This window comes from Lysobacter sp. CA196 (assembly GCF_052078695.1).
GTDB lineage: Bacteria > Pseudomonadota > Gammaproteobacteria > Xanthomonadales > Xanthomonadaceae > Lysobacter.
Window position 1 is genome coordinate 1 of sequence record NZ_JBQJIN010000045.1, and the last position, 20367, is coordinate 20367.

Genomic DNA, 20367 nt, shown 5'->3' on the forward strand with positions numbered 1-20367 from the left:
CAGCAAGGTGGCCTGGGAGATGAACAATCGTCCCCGCAAAACCTTGGATTGGCGCTCGCCGGCTGAGGTGCTTTATGAGCGACTGAAAAACGCTTCGGGGTGATGCACTTGGATATTGACTCCGCATTACCTTTCTTTTGTTGCTTTCGACAAAAGAAAGTAACCCGCCGCTTTAGTGGCGGAAGCTTTTAGCGTTTGATCCTGATCTCGCTCGAGCGATGCGCCGCAGGATCGAAAGGACGCGGTCGTGGCTTACACCGCTCCTGCCCCGCGGAAGTACGTCGCTTCGGCGAGCGACGTCGGCGTTGTCGCCTCTGCGCGTCCCTTGGTCGCGGCTCGCGCCGCTCCTACCCCGCGGAAAGTACGTCGCTTCGACGAGCGACATTGGCGTTGTCGCCTCTGCATGTCCCTTGGTCGCGGCTTGCGCCGCTCCTACCCCGCGGAAGTACGCCGCTTCGACGAGCGACGTCAGCGTTGTCGCCTCTGCGCGTCCCGTGGTCGCGGCTCGCGCCGCTCCTACCCTGCAAGAGCGAGACGCGACTGCGACACGACGATCACACCGATCAGCGCCCCAACACCCCGAACACCACTACCGCCGCGATCAACGCCGCCAACACCGCGAAGAAAATCTTGACCCAGCTATAGGGGCGCTCGCCGGCGAGTTGCCCGGTGTAGCCGTTGGCCAGGACCTGGAAGCTGCGCGAGCCGTAGGTGTAGCTGACCAACCAGACCGGGACCAGGATGTGCTTGAAGGTGCGGCCACGATAGGTGGCGTCGACCTGCAGGTTGCGTTGGGTGTCGCCCGGGACCTGCGCGGAGCACAGGCTGCGGGTCTGCTCCTGCATCGAGCTTTCGCTGAGCACCGAGGCGGCGCGCAGGTCGACCTGGTAACGCTCGACGATCCAGCCGCGCACGAACTCGGGCGAGTAGGGCTTGAGGTCGCTGGTGGTCGGGAACTGGCCGATCTGTTCGAGCAGGTTCGCATGCACGCCGACCGTGCCGGGCACCAGGTCGTCGTCGAAGAAGTGCTGCAACGAGCCGGCCGCGGATTCCCAGCGGGTGTGGCGCACCTGGCGGGTCTTGTGCTGGCCGTTCTCGGTGTAGCTCTCGGTTTCGTAGTAGTAGTGACCGGCTTCGGCGGTCCAGTCCGCCGAGACGTGGGCGTCGAAGGTCCAGTACGGCAGGTACACGCCCTTGAGGGTGTCGGTCAGGGCCGCATGCTTGAGCCGGTTCGGGGCGAACCAGCGCGTGCCGTACCACTTGCGGATGATGTCGCGCACCTGGCCGTCGCTGACCTTGAATGGCAGCAGGCTCTGCGGGGTGATCGCATCGCCGAGCGATTCGTGGTCGATCACCGCCGGCGAGCCGCAGAATTCGCAGCGCTGCGCGACCTTGCCGTCGACGAACACCGAGATCGCCTTGCAGCTCTGGCATTGCACTTCGCGGCGTTCGCCGCCGCCGCCGTAACCGCGCTGGTCGCTGGGGTGCTGGGCGAGCGCGCTGACCAAGTCCAGTTCCACGACCTGCTCGCCCAGCGCTTCCTGCGCAGGCGACCACGGCACGATCGTGCCGCAGTAGGGGCAGGCCAGGGACTGCTTGGCCGCATTCCATTGCAGATCCCCGCCGCACTCCGGGCAGGGATGCTTGCCGACAGTGGCGTTGTCCATCAGCCGCGCAGGAATTCTTCGAGTGCGGCCTTGGCGATGCGGGTGGCGCTGCCGATCTTGCGGGCCTTGAGCTCGCCCGAGGCGATCGAGGCCATGACGTCCTCGACCGAGACGCCGAGCGCGGCGGCGGCCTGCTCGGGCGTCAGCACCTCAAGCGCGTTGGCCGCCCCCGGCACCGGCGGCGGAGTCGCGCCCGCGGGAGCCTGCGTCTGCCCGCTCTGCATGCTGCGCATCATTTCCTGGGCGATGCCGAAGCCGACGGCCATCTGCGCCGGCACCGCGGCGGCCGCGCCGGCTTCGCCGCCCTGGCCCATGGCGTGGCCCATCTGGAACTTCACGTAGTCGTTGAGGTTGCCGACTACGCCCATGCTCGAGCGCGCGTCGATGGCCTTCTCGACTTCCGGCGGCACCGAGACGTTTTCCAGCACAAAGGCGGTGATCTCGATGCCGTACTTGCCGGTCATGGCCGGGTTGATGATCGGCAGCAGTGCGTCGCCGAGCTCGCCGTAGCGCGAGGCCACGTCGAGCGCCGGCACGTTGGCGGTCGCCAGGGCTTCGGTGAACACGCTGACGATGCGCGAACGCATGGTGTCGGCGAATTCGTCGAGGCGGAAATTCTGGTCGGTGCCGGCCACTTCCCTGAGGAACTTGGGCGCGTCGACGATGCGGAAATCGTAGGTGCCGAAGGCGCGCAGGCGGACCACGCCGAAGTCGGCGTCGCGCATCATCACCGGGTTCGAGGTGCCCCACTTGTTGCCGGTGAACAAGCGTGTGTTGAGGAAGTAGACATCGCACTTGAACGGCGAGTTGAAGCCGTACTTCCAGCCCAGGATGGTCGACAGGACCGGGATGTTCTCGGTCTTGAGGGTGTGCTTGCCGGGTCCGAACAGGTCGGCGTACTGGCCGGCGGCGACGAACTGCACCTGCTGCGACTCGCGCACGATCAGCTGGGCGCCGTTCTTGATCTCCTTGTCGTCGTCCGGGTAGCGGAACGACAGGGTGTCGCGCGAATCATCGGTCCACTCGATGATCTCCAGCAGCTCGCCCTTGATGAAACCCAGAATGCTCATGTCCCGCTCCCTGCCTGTGGTGCGGCGATTCTAGTGCAGGCCGAGGTGAAGCCGGCGACGGGCGGACCCGGGCGGCTGGCGTGCCGCGTTCGGACCCAAACCCGATCGAGGGCGGGGGGCGGGCAGAGCGATCGCGAACCGGCGACTCCGCCGGGTCCCGGCCGGGCCGGCACAGACCCGCGCCGCGCACCATGTTGCATCGCCGCGACGTCGCCTCGGCCCGGGCGCCGGCGGGTGACGAAATTTGTGCAATCCGTCGCGCCAGGGGCGCGAACCGACACACCCGGTATCGGTCCGGGGCGCGATGGGTGGCACACTCCATGTCTGACGCCTATCCCGGGGCCCCCAGCCAACCTGAACGCTTGACAAACGCGGCTCCGTAGCGCGTCCTATCGGGCGTGCGCCCGGCCCCGTATCGGACGGGTCTCGCGTACTTCAGGGGAGTTTTTGCCAATGATCGTCGCTAACAATGACCGGCGTAACAGCCGGCTGTCCGCTGTAATGCAGGTCTCCGCCGTGATCGCGCTGGGATGCGCGCTGGCGGCCTGCGGAAAGAAGGAAGACGCCGCACCCGCCACGGACGCGGCGCCCGCGACCGCGGCCACCGCTCCGGCGGTGACGGCGCAGACCGCCGTATCGGCCAAGGTCTCGGCCTTGTCGGTCGAGCAACTGCGCGAGGCCGCCCGCAAGGCCTATGTGGAGAACCGCCTGTACGCGCCGGCCGAGGACAACGCCGTCGAGTACTACCTCGCCCTGCGCGAGAAAGCCCCGGCCGACGCCGTGGCCTCGAGCGCGCTGACCGACCTGCTGCCGATGACGGTCATCGCGACCGAACAGAGCGTGGGCCGCGAGGACTTCGCCGAAGCCCAACGCCTGGCCGCGCTGATCGAACGCGCCGACCCGCAGCATCCGGCGGTCGCCCGCCTGAAGGCCAGCATCGGCACCTCGCAGGACGCCCTGGCCAAGCGCGCCGAGCAGGAAAAGCTGACCGCCGAAGAGCAGCTCAAGAAGCAGGCTGAGGTGGAGAAGCAGCGCCAGACCCAACAACAGCAGCAGCAACAGCAGGCCGCCCAGCAACTGGCGACCCAGCAGGCCGCCGAACGCCAGGCGGCGACGCAGCGCGAAGCCGAGCAGCGTGCGGCCGAGCAACGCGCCGCCGAACAGCGTGCGAGCGAGCAACGCAGCGCCGATCGTCCGGCCGCGACCGAACGTGCGGCGACGGCGTCGACCGCGACCCCGGCCAGCGAACTGCGTGCGGTATCGACCCCGGCCCCGCGTTACCCGCCGGAAGCCCTGCGCGCCGGTCAGTCGGGCGAGGTCCAGGTCGAGTTCACCGTCGGCACCGACGGTTCGGTCACCGCCGCGCGCGTGGTCCGTTCCAACCCGGCCCGCGTGTTCGATCGCGAAGCCGTCAATGCGGTGCGCAAGTGGCGTTTCCAGCCGGTCCCGAGCCAGGTCACCACCCGGCGCACGATCGGCTTCAACCCGGGCGGTTGATCTGCGCGGCGCCCGCGGTCATCGCAGAACGAAAAAGCCCGGCTCGCGCCGGGCTTTTTCTTGGTGTTGCCGGGTGTCGCAGCGGTGGGGTTCGATCCAGGGCCTCGATGCAGCCGACCTGGATCGAACCGGATCGAACCGGTTATAGGTGCTTGATCAACCCGATATCGCCAGGGTCTCGTTGTGATAGCGGCGCACCGCCGCGAACCACAACAGCGCCGCCAGGGTGAAGGCGGTGGCCAGATAGACCGCCCAGATCTGGCCCGAGATCGCTTCGCCGCGGATCACCTTGAGCAGCAACTGGTTCTGCGCCAGGAACGGTACCGCGAACTGCCACAGCTGGGTCTTGAGCGGGTTGACCATCAACACGAAGGTCGGCAACAGCGGCATCAGCATCAGCCAGGTGATGTGGCTCTGCGCTTCCTTCAGGCTCTTGGCCGCGGCCGAGAGATAAGTCAGCAGGGCGGTGCCGATGAACGACATCGGCATCAGGATCAGCAGCATCTGGCCGATCGCCGGCAGGCTGACGTCGAGCATCTGGCCGCTGCCGCTGCTCATCTGCGAGCTGAGCTTGAAGGCGAACAGAGTCAGCAACAGCGACAGCAGGCCGAGGATGCAGGCCGCGGCGATCTTGCCGCTGACGATCGAGCCGCGCGAGGCCGGGGTGGCCAGCAAGGGCTCCAGCGACTGGCGTTCGCGTTCGCCGGCGGTGGCGTCGATGATCAGGTAAGCGCCGCCGATGAACGAGGTCATGATCAGCAGGTACGGCAGCAGCGCCGACAGCACCAGGCCGCGCTTGGCCTCGGGCGTGGCGACGTCGCGGTCGCCGACGTTGACCGGCTGGGCGACCGTCGCGGCGATGCCGCGGGCGAGCAGGCGCAGCACGCCGACCTGGCGGCTGTAGCCCTCCAGGGCCGCGCGCACGCGCCGGCTCGGGATCTCGGCGTCGCGGCGGGTGCTGTCCTGGACGATCTCGACCAGGGCCGGCTCGCCCTGCTTCCAGTTCTCGGCGTAGTCCTTGGCGACGATCAGGGCCACGTCGTGGTCCTGGTTCTGGATCGCCGCGTCCAGATCGGCCGGCGCCGCGATCGCGACGATGTTCTGGGTGGCGAGGAACTTGATCAGGTTCGGCGCGTATTCGGCGCCGCGCACCGGGACCCGCAGTTCGGTGTCGAGCTGGGTGCGCGCGCGGTTCTCGGCCAGTGCGCCCATGCCGAGCATCAGCAGCGGATACAGCAGCGGCCCGAGCAACAGGGCGATGGCGAGGGTGCGGCGGTCGCGCGAGATGTCGCGCAGTTCCTTGCGGATCACCGCCCACATGGCGGAAAAGGCGGAGGTGTTCATGCGTGCAGGCCCTCGTCGCTGCCGATCGCCTGGACGAAGGCGTCTTCGAGATTGTCCTGGCCGGTCTGCGCGCGCAGCTCGTCGGCGGTGCCGGCGGCCACGACCTGACCCTTGGCGATGATGACGATGCGGTCGCACAGCGCCGCCACCTCTTGCATGATGTGGCTGGAGAAGATCACGCAGCGCCCTTCCTCGCGCAGGCCGCGCAGAAAGCCGCGCATCGCCCGCGTGGTCATCACGTCCAGGCCGTTGGTGGGTTCGTCCAGGATCACGTTGCGCGGGTCGTGGACCAGGGCGCGGGCGATCGCGGTCTTGGTGCGTTGACCCTGCGAGAAGCCTTCGGTCTGGCGGTCGAGGATGTCGCCCATGTCCAGCGCCTGCGACAGCGCGCGGGTGCGCTCGTCGATCAGGCCGCGCGACAGGCCGTGCAGCTCGCCGAAGTAGGCGATGTTCTCGCGCGCGGTCAGGCGCTTGTAGACGCCGCGCGCATCCGGCAGCACGCCGAGTGCGCGCCGCACCGCGGCCGGGTCGCGGCCGGCGTCGATGCCGTCGACGCGTACCTCGCCGCGGTCGGGCCGCATCAAGGTGTAGAGCATGCGCAGGGTGGTGGTCTTGCCGGCGCCGTTGGGGCCGAGCAGGCCGGTGATCTGGCCGTCGCCGGCCTCGAAGTCGACGCCTTGCACGGCATGGACGGTACCGGTCTTGGTCTTGAAGCTTTTATGCAGATCGTGAGCTGAAATCATGATGTCGGGACTCGGGTTTCGGGGTTAGGGGCTCGGAGCTGAGATTCGGGACTCGGGTTTCGGGACTCGGGACTCGCAAGGCATTCGCTGCGCTGGTCCTGTCGTCCTGTTTCCCCTAGATCCGAATCGGGCTCACGGCTCCCAGCCGTTGAAAGAGACGAACGGCGGCACGTAGCCGAGCGCATCGAGGCAGCGCGCATCCAGCTCTTTCGCATCGGCGGTTTCGACGAACTGGCCGAGCAGCTTCGGCGTGCAGCCGATGCGCAGCGCGCCGTGGCCCTGACCGCGCAGGATCAGATGACGGCCGTTCGGCAGGTGCTTGGCGACCTGGTCGCCGTAGCGCGGCGGCGTGACCGGGTCGAGCTCGCCCGACAGCAGCAGGGTCGGCAGGTCCGACTTGAACGGCGCGTGGAAATCCTTCGGCCGCGACCCGGTCGGCCAGACCTTGCACTGCGCGACCAGGGTTTTGCTCATGGCGTCGCCGATCACGGTATCGGCATCGCTCGGGTCGGGCTTGAGCAGGTCGGCGTCCTCGGCGCAGATCACCGACAGCTGCATGCCGTAGTTCAGCTCGTCGTTGAGCTGGCTCTCGATCATCTTCGACAGCGCCATCAGCGGCGCATAGCGGCCTTGGTCGGCTTCGTTCAAGACCAGCGGCAACAGCGAAGCGGCTTCCGGTGCGTACGAGAACATCCGGGTCAGCATGCCGACCTGGACCGCGCTGATCGGCGCGCGTTTCTGTTCGCCGGTGTGCGGATCGCGGTAATCGACTTCGACCGGCGTCTGCAGGCGCGCCATCAGCTGGCGCAGTTGCTCGCGCGGATCGGCGCCGAAGCGCGCGCGGCAGGCCGGGACCTGCTGGCACAGCTTGAACTGCAGGGCGAGGGCGTTATCGAGGTTGCGCGCATGCTCGCTGCCGAGCACTAGCTCGTTCGGCACCACGCCGTCGAGCACCACGCTGCGGGTGTGCTGCGGGTAGCGCGCGGCGTACTGCTGGGCGACGCGGGTGCCGTAAGAGATGCCGACCAGGTCGATCTTGGCCGCGCCGATCGCGGCGCGCACCGCGTCGAGGTCGGCGATCGCGTCGCTGGTGGTGAAGCGGCTGGCGTCGACCTTGAGTTGCCGGGCGCAGCGCTCGACCGCCTGCACGGCGGCGTCGAACTGCGCGGCCTCGTCGCGGTGCGGCGCGTCTTCGCCGGTGGCGTCGCGGCAGGCCAGCGGCGAGGACTTGCCGGTGCCGCGTTGGTCGATCAGGACGATATGGCGATGCTTGCGCACCTCGCGGAACGCCCCGTCGACGCTCGGCCAGGATTCGGTCGCGGCCTGGCCTGGGCCGCCGGCGAGGAAGAACACCGGGTCTTCGGCGACGCCGGCCTCGTCGGTGGCCGGCAACCAGGCCAGGTTGAGCTTGAGCTTGCGGCCCTTGGGCTCGGCGGCGTTCTCCGGCACTTCGAACTGCGCGCATTGCGCCGCGATGGTGCCGCTGGTGTAGGGCGTCGACAGGGTGCAGGGATCGAACACGATCCGGCCGTAGTGGCGCTTGGCCGCGCTGGTGTCGTCGCGCCTGGCGCCGTGGTCGGCGGAGCCGGCCCGGCCGCAGCCGCTCAGTGCGGCCGCCGCGAGCATCGCGGCGAGTCCGACGACCGCGAGGCTGCGCGGTCGGTATCCGTATCGAAATGGGTGCATGTCCGTTTCTCGTTCCCAGGCGGTGCGCCTTCAAGAATGACAGACGGCGGCGATGGGAAAAATGTGACCGGACGGAATGCACGGACTTCGACGCGAGGTTCTGCGCTCGAAGTCGGGGAGGGCGCTGGAGCCGGATCGAATCGGGATACAGGCGCAATGGCGCCGGTGTCGCCGTGCCCGGCTCCGCGCTGCGGCGCCGGGTCGCGCGCTGGGCGCTTACTTCGAGGAGACGTACTTCTCGCGGCGGATCTGCGGCACCGGCAGGCCGTAGCCCTTGAGCGCCTCGAAGCAGGTGTCGACCATGTTCGGGTTGCCGCACAGATAGGCGATGTCGCCGTCGGCGTTCGGCGCGAACTCTTCCAGGAACTGCTGGACGTAGCCGTGGCGCACGTCCGCATGCGGTTGCTCGGGCAGCTCGCGCGAGAAGCAGGGCACGAAGCGGAAGTTCGGATGGCGGTCGGCGAAGGCGCGGAAGTCGTCGCCGTACAGCAGTTCGACCGGCGAGCGTGCGCCGTACAGCAGCACGACCTCGATGCCGCGCTCGCGGATCAGCGCTTCCAACTGCGGCAGCATCGCCCGGTACGGGGTCACGCCGGTGCCGGTGGCGATCAGCAGGTAGCGGCGATTGGTGTCGGCCGGGTTGAGGCAGAAGCGGCCGAACGGCCCGCTCGCCTGGACCAGATCGCCGTCGCCCATGCCCTCGAACAACGCCGTCGCAGCGCCTCCGGCGACGTAGCTGACCGCGATCTCGACCGTCTCGCCCGCGCCCAGGGCGTGGTCGTGGATGTTCGCCAGCGAGTAGCTGCGCTTGGTCGCGGTGCCGTCGGCGTACTGGAAGTGCACCTGGATGAACTGGCCGGGGATGTAATCCAGCGGCTCGCCGTCGTCGCGCAGGAAGACGTAGTGGCCGACGGTCGGGGCCAACATCCGGCGCGAAACGAGTTTGAGCGGAAACTGCTTCATGGAGATCGTGCTTCTGGGTCGTGCCTGACAAGGCGCGTGGGCGTTCGGGCGCGCAGGGCGGCCGGGCGGTGGTCGGGGCGGCCGTCCAGTGCAAAGTCTGGGGACTGTGCGGCGCTGCGCAACGCGGGAATTCGCAACAGTCTGTGACCGGAGCGCCACCGCGGGGCCGCCTATACTAAGGCATTCGCCGCGGGGCCCGCGGCCAGGCTTCCCGAGAACACTCCGAATGACCCAGTCCCAGGCCGCCTCCCCAGCGGCATCGGCCGAGCCGGTGCCGGCCCTGTGCGTGCGCGCATTGCGCAAGACCTACGACAACCGCGTCCAGGCGCTCAAGGGCGTGTCCCTGGACGTGGCCCCGGGCGACTTCTTCGCCCTGCTGGGCCCCAACGGCGCCGGCAAATCGACCCTGATCGGCATCGTCAGCTCGCTGGTCAACCTCAGCGAGGGCTCGGTATCGATCTTCGGCACCGACCTGCAGACCCAGCGCGGGGCGGCGATGCGCCTGATCGGGCTCGTGCCGCAGGAGCTGAACTTCAACATGTTCGAGAAACCCCTGGACATCCTCGTCAATTACGCCGGCTTCTACGGCGTGCCGAGGGCGGTCGCGCTGCAGCGCGCCGAGGAAGAACTCAAGCGCGCCCAGCTGTGGGAAAAGGCCAACATGATGAGCCGCACCCTGTCGGGCGGCATGAAGCGGCGGCTGATGATCGCCCGCGCCATGATGACCCGGCCGCGCCTGCTGATCCTCGACGAGCCCACCGCCGGCGTCGACATCGAGATCCGCCGCGGTATGTGGAAGACCCTGCGCGAGATCAACGCCGCCGGCACCACCATCATCCTGACCACCCATTACCTGGAAGAAGCCGAAAACCTGTGCCGCAACCTGGCGATCATCGACCAGGGCCGGATCGTCCAACAGGGGCCGATGAAGACCCTGCTGGCGATGCTCGACGTCGAGGGCTTTTTGTTCGACATCGACGGCGTGCTGCCGGCGGCGCTGCCGCAGATCGAGGGCACCACCGTGGTCGCCACCGACGATCACACCCTCGACCTGGAAATGCCGCGCGCGATGGACCTCAACCGGGTCTTCGCCGCACTGGGCGAGGCCGGCATCCGGGTGCGCTCGATGCGCACCAAATCCAACCGCCTGGAAGAACTGTTCGTACGCATGATCAACCAGCCCGAGGCCGCCCAGACGGAGACCGCCGCATGAGCCAGACCCTGCCCGCGACCGTCGCCGAACCCACCCCGATGCGCCGCAACCTGGTCGCGCTGGGCACCATCGTCCGCCGCGAAGTGATGCGCATCCTGCGCATATGGGGCCAGACCCTGGTGCCGCCTGCGATCACCATGACCCTGTACTTCCTGATCTTCGGCGGCCTGATCGGCTCGCGTATCGGCGATATGGGCGGCTACAGCTACATGGAGTTCATCGTCCCCGGCCTGGTGATGATGAGCGTGATCCAGAACAGCTACGGCAACATCTCCTCGAGCTTCTTCGGTGCCAAGTTCGGCCGCCACGTCGAGGAGCTGCTGGTCAGCCCGATGCCGAACTGGGTGATCCTGTGGGGCTACGTCGCCGGCGCGGTGCTGCGCGGCCTGATGGTCGGCGTGATCGTGCTGTTGATCGCCATGTGCTTCACCTCGGTGCGCGTGCCGCATCCGCTGGTGACCCTGACCACGGTGTTGCTGGGCGCGACCATCTTCTCGCTGGCTGGTTTCGTCAACGCGGTGTATGCGAAGAAGTTCGACGACGTCGCGATCGTGCCGACCTTCATCCTGACCCCACTGACCTACCTCGGCGGCGTGTTCTATTCGGTCAAACTGCTGCCGGCCTGGGCCGAGGCGGCGACCCACGCCAACCCGATCTTCTACATGGTCAACGCCTTCCGCTACGGCCTGCTCGGCAGCAGCGACGTGCCGTTGTGGGTGGCGTACGGGTTGATGATCGGTTTCGTGGTGGCCTTGTCGTCGTTGGCGTTGTGGTTGCTCAAGCGCGGCGTGGGTTTGCGCAGCTGAGGCTGCGCCGGCGTTGCTGCCTCGCTGCCCATGCAGGAGCGACGTGAGTCGCGACCAAGGGACGCGCAAAGTCCGCAACGCCTTCTCATCGATCAAAGGCGTGAGCCATCGCGAGGGTAAGAGCGGCGTAAGCCGCGACCGCGACCTCTCAATCTCGCGCTGAAACGAGCCGTAGCCCGTCAGGGTAGGAGCGGCGCAAGCCGCGACCGCGTTGCGGCGGTCTTGCGGCGTCTCTTTCAAACAAGATCAAGATCAAACGCCAAAAGCTTCCGCCACTAAAGCGGCGGGTTACTTTCTTTTGTCTAAAGCAACAAAAGAAAGGTAATGCACTCTCAAGGTACAAGTGCATCACCCAAGCGGATCAAAGGCTTAAACCTCCTCCCTGGTAAACCGGCCTTGATTCAGAGTAAGCCTTTGATCAGTCGAGAATTTCTGATTTGCCGTCCGCCTAGGAAAAAGCGGGTCATCAGATGAAGAGTGATGCACTTGGTCCTGGTCAGTGCATAACCAAAGAAGTTGCTTTGTTTTGAATCACAGGCCCGCACGAACGGTGCTTCCGCGGGTATTTTTCATACGGGACATCCCTGTCCCGATGAAAAACGGCGCGCATCCCTGCGCGCCGCCCTCCGGGTCTTCTATGGCCTTCGCTAGTGCGAGGCGACGCACAGCAACAGCAAAATCTTTACGGCAACGGCAACGGCAACGGCAACGGCAACGGCAACGGCAACGGCAACGGCAACGGCAACGGCAACGGCGGCATCGCCGCGACTGAGTGCGCGCAGCGCCATTGACCCCGTGTGCACCATTGCTGCGTTACAACCCTGCACGCACCGGCCGCGATGGACCGGTCCCACGTTAACCAGGAGAACCCCATGCGCCTGCTGCCTTTCGCTGCGATCCTGTCGATCGCCTTCGCCGCCGGTTGTGCGGCGCCCGAACAGGCCAAGGACACGGTGAGCGCCGATGCGGCCGCGACGCCGGCGGACGATCCGGAGCCGGCGGGCCGGCCGATGGGCAAGATCGGTGCCGACCAGGTCGGCAAGGTCAGTCCGGTGCCGGCGTTCAAGGGTTTCGGCGAACACTGGGGCATCGACATCCAGGCCACCGGCGAGATGTCGCACCAGGTCGAGCTGACCTGGGGCAGCGGCAGCGAGAAGGCCAGCGGTACGGTCGACTACAAGGGCCAGCCGGCCGACGCGCCCAGTTCGTTGATCGTGTTGAGCGGCGAGCTGACGACCCCGCAGGGCGCCAAGCCGATGGTGGTGGAAATCAGCCGCAAGGACTGCACCGACGACGCCGACCGCCCGCACAGGCACAGCGTGCAGGTCACCGTCGACGGCCTGCCGCCGATGCGCGGTTGCGGCGACCTCGCGATGTACTGATCGCCGCGCCGCGTCCCGCTGAAACGAACGGCCCGCTGCGAGCGAGTCAGTTGCGAGGGGCACGTTCGCCGTGCGACCTCGCAGTGGATCAGGCTTGCACCGCCGGGTAACGTCTGCGATGCAGCCACACCACCAGCAGCGAAGCCAGCACCGGTGCGGCGAACAGCAGCAACAATACGATGACCAGCAGCTCGGCCAGGCCGAGCTTGTCGCCCAACAGCACCAGCGGCAGTGCCGGCAGCGCGATCAGCAGCGGTGTCAGCAGGGCCGAGATCAGGGCCGGCATGGTGCCGCTGCCGCGGCGCGCCGGCAGCAGCGCCCAGCACAGGCCATGCAGGGCGCCGATGCCGAGCGCGGCCACGGTCATGCCATGGCGCTGGTCGCTATCGCTCAAGGCGGTGAAGCGGCTGGCGGTGTGCTGCAGCAACAACAGCACGCCGGTGCAGACGCCGAATGCGACCAATGCGCCGAGCAGGCGCCGCTGCCCGCCGCTCCAGACCACCGGCGTCGGCCCGCGTCCGCCGACCGCGAAGGCGATCGTCAGGCCGATCGCCGAGGTGATCGCCACCTTGGCGGCGTTGAGCGGCGGCAGCCAGCGATACAGTTCGATTGCCGGCACGCTGTCGCTCAGCGCCTGCATCGATTGCAGGACCGCGATCGACCACAGATAGCCCAGGCCGAACACCAGGGCCACCGCGACCAACAGCGCGGCCCAGGCGCGTTGCGGCGGGCCGCGGCGCGCGATGATCGCGCTGGCCAGGGCGAGGTTGACGCCGATCAGCAGGCCGATGCCGCACAGCCACTCCAGCCAGGCGAACAGTTGTGGGTTGGCGCCGTCGGCGCCCTCGGGCAGGGGATGCTCGATCTGCGAGACCAGGAAGAACGCAGCGGTCAGCACGAACACGCAGGCGGCGAGCGCGAGCGGAAACCAGGCAGGCGACCGCGATGCGGGGTGATCCATGAAGTCGATCCTTCGGGGGCAGGAAGCAGGCGGGGAGGCGGCGAGAGCGGCCCAGTCTAGTGCCTGCGCCGTCGCCGTCCCAGGACGTGTGTCCGCAGGCGGCGCTGCGCTGCGTTGGCTTCACGGGCACGGTACAGGCTCGTTGGTAGCGGTACCGGCGGCACGACGTCGCCCCTCACAGGAGTTTCCCATGCGCATCATGTTCGCCGCTGCCGGATTGGCCATGGCCGCCGCCCTCGCGGCTGCGCCCGCATCCGCACAGCAGATCACCTTTCCCGCACCGGCGTTCCGCGGCGGCGACGTTGTCAACTGGAACGTGGCGATGCTCACCCAGCGGGATCTGTCGGTCGACTACAGCTTGACCGTGCCCGAGTCGAAAGGGTCGTTGCAAGGCAAGCTGCGGCAGAAAGCGGCCTCGGCCATGGGCGATTACCTGCTCGTGGGCAAGCTCGGTACCGGCGCCGCTGCGACCGATCTGACCGTGAAGCTGGTGCCTGTGCCACTCGGCAAACAGTGCAAGGACGCCAAGGGCAGCGCCCGAGGCAAGTACGGCCCCTACACCTACGTCGTCGTGCTGACGCCGGCCAAGCTCGGGCAGTGGAAGCAATGGAAGGGCTGCGGCAACTTCACCATGAAGTGACCGTTCACCATGAAGTAGCCGGCCGGCCTGAGGGCTTCGACCGGCGGCGTGCGCAGTTACGCCGCCGGCAGGCGGAAGAACGCGGTGGCGGCCGCGGTGCTGTTGGCCGCGGTCGTCGCGACGTCTTCGCCGCGATCGCGAGCCAGCTCTTCGACGATATGCGCCAGGTACATCGGTTCGTTGCGCCGGTGCGACGGCGCCGGCTTGACCGTACGCGGCAACAGATAGGGCGCATCGGTTTCGATCATCAGCCGCGACGCCGGAATGTGCTTGACCAACTCGCGCAGGTGCAGGCCGCGGCGTTCGTCGCACAGCCAGCCGGTGATGCCGATGTACCAATCCTGGTCGAGGCAGTCGAACAACTCCTCGCGCGTGCCGGTGAAGCAATGCACCACCGCCGGGCCGAGTTTGCCGTCGAAGTTGCGCATCATCGCCATGAAGTCGGCGTGCGCATCGCGCTGGTGCAGGAACAGCGGCTTGCCGGTGTCGACCGCGGTCTGCAACTGCATTTCGAAGGCGCGCCGCTGCGCCGGGCGCGGCGAGAAGTCGCGGAAATAATCCAGACCGCATTCGCCGACCGCCACGACTTCCTCGTGCGCCAGCAATGCGCGCATCTCGGCGTCGCATTCGGCGGTGTACTCGCTGGCATGGTGCGGATGCACGCCGGCGGTCGCGAACAGCTCGCCCGGATGGCGGCGCGCCAGTTCCAGCGCCTGCGGCGAATGCTCGCGGCTGGCGCCGGTGATCACCATGCGCGACACGCCGGCATCGCGCGCGCGTTGCAGCACGGCGTCGCGGTCGTGGTCGAAGCTGTCGTGGGTGAGGTTGGCGCCGATGTCGATCAGTTGCATGGGTGGAGATACTGCGGAAAGCAGCGCGCAGTGTAGGCGCTGGGCCGGGCCAGCCCAAGTTTCCGCCGCCGTCGGCACCGTCGGCGGCCGCCGGCGACGACGTTCCCTGGCCGTCCCTGCGCCCGCACGACGTCATTACCGGTGCGCAGGCTCGACCGGTGCCCGCGCGCGGATGCGAACCCGCCTGGCGCTCGCGTGATCCAGTTCAACGGCGGCCGATCGGCCGCCACAGGGGAAACCAATGCCGTCGATATCCGCCAAGGCCGCGTTCGCGCTGGCCTGTCTCGCCGCCTGTCTGCCGATGTCCACGCCCGCGCAGGCACCGGCCGGCCAGTACGACTTCCCGCCGACCAGCTTCAAGGGCGGCGATGCCAAGTGGAGCATCTACTTGCAGCGCACCGCGCCCGGCAAGGTCGATTTCGTGCTGGAGCAGCCGCGCGGCACCCAAACGGCACGCGGAACGCTGGTCTCGGTCGATCCCGAGCTCAGGGAGCGCGGCCTGCGCGGCAAGTACGGCCTGTCCGGCACCGCAACGGTCGCCGGCGAGCCGAAGATCCTGACATTACTGGTGGCGCCGACCCCGCCGTCGAGGCGCTGCAGCGACAACACGGGCACGAACTACAACCACGCCGTCCTCGTCATCATCGACGGCGGAGCCTGGCGGGGCTGCGGCGACTTCGATTGAGTCCGGCGGCTGCATTCATGTAACCAACGCGAGCGCTGCTGCAGTACTTCGCCTCGTGGTTCCGCCGCGCCGACCGCGGCGGCGGATTCACGACCGCGGCGACCCGGCGTTATGCCCTTCGAAGGCGGCCGGCCGGTCGCCATGGGGGAACCACGATGCGCATCTCGTCCACGATCTTCGCGCTGGGGCTGGCGGCGTTGATCGCCTGCCTGCCGCTGCCGGCTTCGGCTCAAACCAAGTTCGATTTTCCCGAGCAGGCCTTCGACGGCGGCAACTACGATCAACAAGGCAAGAGCGGTCGGGACAGCTGGACGATCTCGCTGCAACGCAGCGCGCCCGGCAAGGTCGATTTCGACCTCGACAATCCGCGCGGCGTCCCGGCATCCCACGGCACCCTGACCTCGATCGATCCCAAGCCCGGCTATAAGGGCATGGTCGGCAAGTACGCGTTGTCGGCCAAAGCGTCGGTCGCCGGGAAACAGCAGAAGCTCCTGGTCATGGTCACGCCCAGCCCGAAGGGCGCCCCCTGCCAGGACACCAAGAAAAAGACATACTCGCAGGCGATCCTGGTGTTCATCGGCGACATGGAAGACGGCGGCAGGATGCTGTACGGCTGCGGCGAGTTCGAAGAAAAGGAGTGATCGCGCTCGGACGCAGCGGCCGCGGATGGCGGTCGTTGACGATCGCGTGCTGATCGCCGAGTGCAGCGAACGCGCAGTCGTCGAGGTAACGGATCGCGGCACCGTGCAGACGCATCGGCGCCGCGCACCGTATCCTTGCGCGCGTGAACGCCGCCGAATTCCCGATCGATTCCCTGCTGCCGTCGATCCGCGACAGCCTGGCCGCGCATCCGCGCCTGGTGCTGGAGGCGCCGCCCGGTGCCGGTAAGACCACCCAGGTGCCGCCGGCCCTGCTCGATGCGCCGTGGCTGCAAGGCCAGCGCATCGTCATGCTGGAACCGCGCCGCGTCGCCGCGCGCGCCGCCGCGCAGTTCATGGCGCGGCAACGCGGCGAGGCCGCCGGCGAGACCGTCGGCTACCGGATCCGCTTCGAGAACAAGGTCTCCGCGCGGACCCGCATCGAGGTGGTCACCGAAGGCATCCTGACCCGGATGATCCAGGACGACCCGAGCCTGGAAGGCGTCGGCGCGCTGGTGTTCGACGAATTCCACGAGCGTCACCTTGCCGCCGACCTCGGCCTGGCCTTGGCCCTGGACGTGCAGGCCTCGCTGCGCGAGGACCTGCGCATCGTGGTGATGTCGGCGACCCTCGACGGCGAGCGCCTGGCCCAGTTTCTCGATGCGCCGCGCCTGAGCAGCGCCGGGCGCAGCTATCCGGTGACGCTCGCGCACTACCCGGCGCGGCGCGAGGAGAAACTCGAACAGCAACTGCGGCGCGCGGTCGAGCATGCCTTGCAGCAGCATCCCGGCGACCTGCTGGTGTTCCTGCCTGGGCAGCGCGAGATCGCGCGCGCCGAGGCCGCTCTCGCCGGCAGCGAGGCGCTGCGCGGTATCGACGTATTGAGCCTGCACGGCGAACTGCCGGTCGAGCAACAGACCCGGGTCCTGCAGCCCGATCCCGACGGCCGCCGTCGCGTGGTGCTGGCGACCAATGTCGCCGAGTCCAGCGTGACCTTGCCCGGGGTGCGCGTGGTGATCGACGCCGGCCTCGCCCGCGAGCCGCGCTACGACCCCAACAGCGGTTTCTCGCGGCTCGACGTGGTCGCCATCGCCCAGGCCTCGGCCGACCAGCGCGCCGGTCGCGCCGGCCGGGTCGCCGAAGGCTGGGCGTATCGGCTGTGGCCGGAGTCGCAACGCCTGGAACCGCAGCGCCGGCCCGAGATCGCCCAGGTCGAACTGGCCGGGCTGGCGCTGGAACTCGCTGCCTGGGGCGATGCCGGCCTGCGTTTCGTCGACGCACCGCCGAGTGGCGCGATGGGCGCGGCGCGCGAATTGCTGCTGCGCCTCGGCGCGCTCGAAGCCGGCCGCGGCGATGCGGCGCCGACCATCACCGCGTTCGGCCGGCGCATGCTCGCGCTCGGTACTCATCCGCGCCTGGCGGCGATGCTGCTGGCGCCCAGCGATGCGCGCGAACGCGCCCTGGCCGGCGATCTGGCCGCCTTGATCGAAGCGCGCGACCCGCTGCGCAGCGGCGGCGACGCGCTGGCCGCGCGCTGGCAGGCGCTGGCCGCGTTCCGCCAGGGCCGCGCACCGGCCGAGGCCTCGCGTTCGGCCTTGGCCGCGCTCGACCAGGCGGCCAAACAATGGCGCCGGCGCTTGCGCGTCGATGCGACACCGCCGACTCAGGTGCCCGCGCACGCCCTCGGCGATCTGCTGCTGCATGCATTTCCGGACCGCATCGCCCGCCAGCACCCGAGCGACCCTTACCGCTATCAGCTCGCCAACGGCCGCAGCGCCAAGTTATTCGACGACAGTGCGGTCTATGGCGAACCCTGGCTGGTGATCAGCGAACTGCGCGACGACCCGCGCGATGCGCGCGTGCTGCGCGCCTCGCCGCTCGACGAGGCGCGCCTGGAACGCGAGTTCCCGCAGCGCTTCGTCAGCGAGGACCGGGTGGTGTGGGATGCCGCCGCGCGCGCGATCGCGGCGGTGCGCGAGCGCCGCTACGACCGCATCGTGCTCGACAGCCGTCCGCTGGCCAAACCCGATCCCTCGCGCTACGCCGATGCCCTGATCGACGCAGTGCGCCAACTTGGTCTCGACGCGCTGCCGTGGACCGGCGGCTTGCGCCAGTGGCGTGCGCGCGTGCGCTGCCTGCGCGAATGGATGCCCGAGTTGGCCCAGGGCGACAATGCGCTGCCCGATCTGTCCGACGAGGCCTTGATGGCCGGCCTCGACGAGTGGCTGAAGCCGGCGTTGCGCGGCAAGACCCGTCTCGATGCGCTGGACGAAGGCGCGTTCGGCGAGGCCCTGCGCTCGCTTTCGGACTGGTCGTGGCGGCAGCGGCTCGATGCGTTTGCGCCGACCCGCATGGTGGTGCCGTCGGGGATGGAGCGCGCCATCGACTACGCCTACGACGAACATGCCGCCGATGGACGCGGCGCCGCCGTCGCGCCGGTACTCGCGGTGAAACTGCAGGAGCTGTTCGGGCTGGCCGATACCCCGCGCATCGCCGAAGGCCGCGTACCGCTGACTTTGCACCTGCTGTCGCCGGCCGGCCGGCCGTTGCAGGTCACCCAGGACCTGCGCGGTTTCTGGGAGCGCACCTACCCCGAGGTCAAGAAGGAAATGAAGGGGCGTTACCCCAAGCACCCCTGGCCCGACGACCCGTGGACAGCGACCGCGACTCATCGCGCCAAGCCGCGCGGCACCTGAGCGGCTTGGCGTCGCACGAGACGCCGATGCTTCAACCGGCGATGGGCCGTGCATGGGCTATCGCCGAAGTGGTCGATACCTCGCCGTATTCAGCAGCCAGCCGGTCCGGCGCGACTGCGCTCACAGAATTTCAACGGTTCCGCGTCGACACTGGAACCTGTTTCTCTCGTCACAGGATCGACACGATGAGCAAGTTCACTTCATTGCCGGACCGCGCGCTGGAACTGGTGTCGTCGGTCGGCGACAACATCAAGCAGCACGTGCCCAAGGCTGGCCAGTGGCTGGAAACCGGCGTCAAGCTCGGCGCGCTGAAGACCGGCGCGCGCACCGCCGGCGGCTTCATCCGCCGCAACCCGGTGATCGCGGTCGCTGCCGTGGCCGGTGCCGGCCTGCTCTGGTACGCCGCCGCGCGCCGCAAAGCGAAGCAGCAGGCCGAAGGCGACCCGATCGAAGGCAGCGCGCGCCGCATCGATGCGCGCCGCGCCGATGGCAACGGCTCGCGCCGCAAGTCGGGCACGCGCAAGGCCGCCAGCGAAGAGAGCGCCAGCGAGTAAGCGCGGGGCTGGAGTGGGCCGGGTGATCGGGCATCGGCGGGTGGTTGCGCCGTAGCCGGATTGCGAGTGCGGTCGCTTGAAACCGTCATACATCGAGGCCGGTGCGCGAGCGCCGGCCTTGTTCGTTTGGGGTATGCCGAAGGTGATCGTGTGCTTTCGGTTTCGTCACTTCCCGGCGACCGAAAGGGTAGGAGCGGCGCGAGCCGCGACCGCGAGGTGACGGTCTTGCGGCGCATCGATCGGATAAAGGCCAAAGCAAAGTTTCCGTCCGCCGCTTTAGTGGCGGAAGCTTTAGGCGTTTGATCTTGTTTCTTTAGAAGCTTGAGCAAGAGCAGAGAGAAGCTTGAGCAAGAGCAGAGCTTCCGTCCGCTAACGCGGCCGGGTTACTTTCTTTTGCTGAGCCCAAAAGAAAGATAACCAAAGAGAAGGGCTCTCCTTGACGAAGCTCCCCTGCGAGTACGCAGCTCGCGCCGGGATTTTCCGATAAGACGTCCCTGTCTTATCGGAAAACGCCGCACGTCCTGTGCGGCGCCCTCCGGGTCTCCAAGCGTCCTCGCGAGCTCGTCGCTGCGCCAAGCTCTAACGGCAACGGCAACGGCAACGGCAACGGCAACGGCAACAGCAACAGCAACAGCACGCTACCGTTGCCGTTGCCGTTGCCGTAAAGATTTTGCTGTTGCTGTTGCTGTTGCTGTGCGCGGTCTCGCACTAGCGAAGGCAGTCGAAGACCCGGAGGGCGGCCTGCATGGATGCAGGCCGTTTTTCATCGGGACAGGGATGTCCCGTATGAAAAATCACCGCGGATGCATCGCTCGTGCGGGCTGGTGATTCAAAACAAAGCAACTTCTTTGGTTATGCGGAGTCAACATCCAAGTGCATCACCCCACCGCAAGCACGTCCTCAATAGAGAAGTTCACCGGCCGCCTGTAAAGCTTCTCCAGAAACACCTCCGCCGGCATACGGATGTCCAG

At 67.7% G+C, this 20367-nt stretch carries 18 protein-coding genes; 10 read left to right on the plus strand and 8 right to left on the minus strand.

Annotation, left to right across the window (positions count from 1 at the left end):
* Window positions 1–563: 563 nt before the first annotated feature.
* On the minus strand, window positions 564–1667 hold the full coding sequence (locus ACTOWK_RS22810) for a hypothetical protein (RefSeq protein WP_441332370.1): 1104 nt from the start codon (window positions 1665–1667) through the stop codon (window positions 564–566).
* Window positions 1667–2737 carry an SPFH domain-containing protein gene (locus ACTOWK_RS22815; protein ID WP_441332371.1) on the minus strand — a complete coding sequence of 357 codons (1071 nt, stop codon included), beginning with the start codon at window positions 2735–2737 and terminating at the stop codon, window positions 1667–1669. Before ACTOWK_RS22815 ends, ACTOWK_RS22810 begins: the two co-directional genes overlap by 1 nt.
* A gap of 501 nt (window positions 2738–3238) precedes the next feature.
* On the opposite strand from ACTOWK_RS22815, the gene ACTOWK_RS22820 reads away from it, so the two are divergent.
* Window positions 3239–4234 carry a TonB family protein gene (locus ACTOWK_RS22820; RefSeq protein WP_441332372.1) on the plus strand — a complete coding sequence of 332 codons (996 nt, stop codon included), beginning with the start codon at window positions 3239–3241 and terminating at the stop codon, window positions 4232–4234.
* A gap of 156 nt (window positions 4235–4390) precedes the next feature.
* Here ACTOWK_RS22820 and ACTOWK_RS22825 read toward each other — a convergent pair whose 3' ends face one another.
* The 4 genes from ACTOWK_RS22825 to ACTOWK_RS22840 form a co-directional block, all read right to left on the minus strand.
* Window positions 4391–5578: an ABC transporter permease gene (locus ACTOWK_RS22825; protein WP_441332373.1), complete on the minus strand. Its 1188-nt coding sequence runs from the start codon at window positions 5576–5578 to the stop codon at window positions 4391–4393.
* Window positions 5575–6321, minus strand: a complete 747-nt coding sequence (locus tag ACTOWK_RS22830; RefSeq protein WP_441332374.1) for an ABC transporter ATP-binding protein — start codon at window positions 6319–6321, stop codon at window positions 5575–5577. The genes ACTOWK_RS22825 and ACTOWK_RS22830 overlap by 4 nt, the downstream gene beginning before the upstream one ends.
* Window positions 6322–6453: 132 nt before the next feature.
* Complete coding sequence (locus ACTOWK_RS22835) at window positions 6454–7947, minus strand: alpha/beta hydrolase (RefSeq protein WP_441332387.1); 1494 nt, start codon at window positions 7945–7947, stop codon at window positions 6454–6456.
* 276 nt (window positions 7948–8223) lie between these two features.
* Window positions 8224–8970: a ferredoxin--NADP reductase gene (locus tag ACTOWK_RS22840; protein WP_441332375.1), complete on the minus strand. Its 747-nt coding sequence runs from the start codon at window positions 8968–8970 to the stop codon at window positions 8224–8226.
* Window positions 8971–9196: 226 nt separating this feature from the next.
* On the opposite strand from ACTOWK_RS22840, the gene ACTOWK_RS22845 reads away from it, so the two are divergent.
* The 4 genes from ACTOWK_RS22845 (at window position 9197) to ACTOWK_RS22860 (ending at window position 12371) form a co-directional block, all read left to right on the plus strand.
* Window positions 9197–10183, plus strand: coding sequence for an ABC transporter ATP-binding protein (locus tag ACTOWK_RS22845; protein WP_441332376.1), 987 nt, complete (start codon window positions 9197–9199; stop codon window positions 10181–10183).
* Complete coding sequence (locus ACTOWK_RS22850; RefSeq protein ID WP_441332377.1) at window positions 10180–10989, plus strand: ABC transporter permease; 810 nt, start codon at window positions 10180–10182, stop codon at window positions 10987–10989. The genes ACTOWK_RS22845 and ACTOWK_RS22850 overlap by 4 nt, the downstream gene beginning before the upstream one ends.
* A gap of 650 nt (window positions 10990–11639) precedes the next feature.
* Entirely contained in the window at window positions 11640–11780 is a 141-nt protein-coding gene (locus ACTOWK_RS22855) for a hypothetical protein (RefSeq protein ID WP_441332378.1), read from the plus strand.
* An 81-nt stretch (window positions 11781–11861) separates the two neighbouring features.
* Window positions 11862–12371 carry a hypothetical protein gene (locus ACTOWK_RS22860; protein ID WP_441332379.1) on the plus strand — a complete coding sequence of 170 codons (510 nt, stop codon included), beginning with the start codon at window positions 11862–11864 and terminating at the stop codon, window positions 12369–12371.
* An 88-nt stretch (window positions 12372–12459) separates the two neighbouring features.
* Here ACTOWK_RS22860 and ACTOWK_RS22865 read toward each other — a convergent pair whose 3' ends face one another.
* A complete protein-coding gene (locus ACTOWK_RS22865; protein ID WP_441332380.1) occupies window positions 12460–13332 on the minus strand; it encodes a hypothetical protein in 873 nt (290 codons plus the stop codon).
* A gap of 190 nt (window positions 13333–13522) precedes the next feature.
* On the opposite strand from ACTOWK_RS22865, the gene ACTOWK_RS22870 reads away from it, so the two are divergent.
* On the plus strand, window positions 13523–13972 hold the full coding sequence (locus ACTOWK_RS22870) for a hypothetical protein (RefSeq protein WP_441332381.1): 450 nt from the start codon (window positions 13523–13525) through the stop codon (window positions 13970–13972).
* Between the two features lie 56 nt (window positions 13973–14028).
* On the opposite strand, the gene ACTOWK_RS22875 is transcribed toward ACTOWK_RS22870, so the two are convergent.
* Entirely contained in the window at window positions 14029–14823 is a 795-nt protein-coding gene (locus ACTOWK_RS22875) for a TatD family hydrolase (RefSeq protein WP_441332382.1), read from the minus strand.
* A gap of 241 nt (window positions 14824–15064) precedes the next feature.
* Here ACTOWK_RS22875 and ACTOWK_RS22880 point away from each other — a divergent pair, with 241 nt between their 5' ends.
* The 4 genes from ACTOWK_RS22880 to ACTOWK_RS22895 all read left to right on the plus strand — a co-directional run bounded on the left by ACTOWK_RS22880 (window position 15065) and on the right by ACTOWK_RS22895 (window position 19396).
* Window positions 15065–15508, plus strand: a complete 444-nt coding sequence (locus ACTOWK_RS22880; protein WP_441332383.1) for a hypothetical protein — start codon at window positions 15065–15067, stop codon at window positions 15506–15508.
* A 155-nt stretch (window positions 15509–15663) separates the two neighbouring features.
* A complete protein-coding gene (locus tag ACTOWK_RS22885) occupies window positions 15664–16149 on the plus strand; it encodes a hypothetical protein (RefSeq protein WP_441332384.1) in 486 nt (161 codons plus the stop codon).
* A gap of 143 nt (window positions 16150–16292) precedes the next feature.
* On the plus strand, window positions 16293–18842 hold the full coding sequence (gene hrpB / locus ACTOWK_RS22890) for an ATP-dependent helicase HrpB (protein ID WP_441332385.1): 2550 nt from the start codon (window positions 16293–16295) through the stop codon (window positions 18840–18842).
* A 185-nt stretch (window positions 18843–19027) separates the two neighbouring features.
* Entirely contained in the window at window positions 19028–19396 is a 369-nt protein-coding gene (locus tag ACTOWK_RS22895) for a hypothetical protein (RefSeq protein WP_441332386.1), read from the plus strand.
* Window positions 19397–20367: the final 971 nt, after the last annotated feature.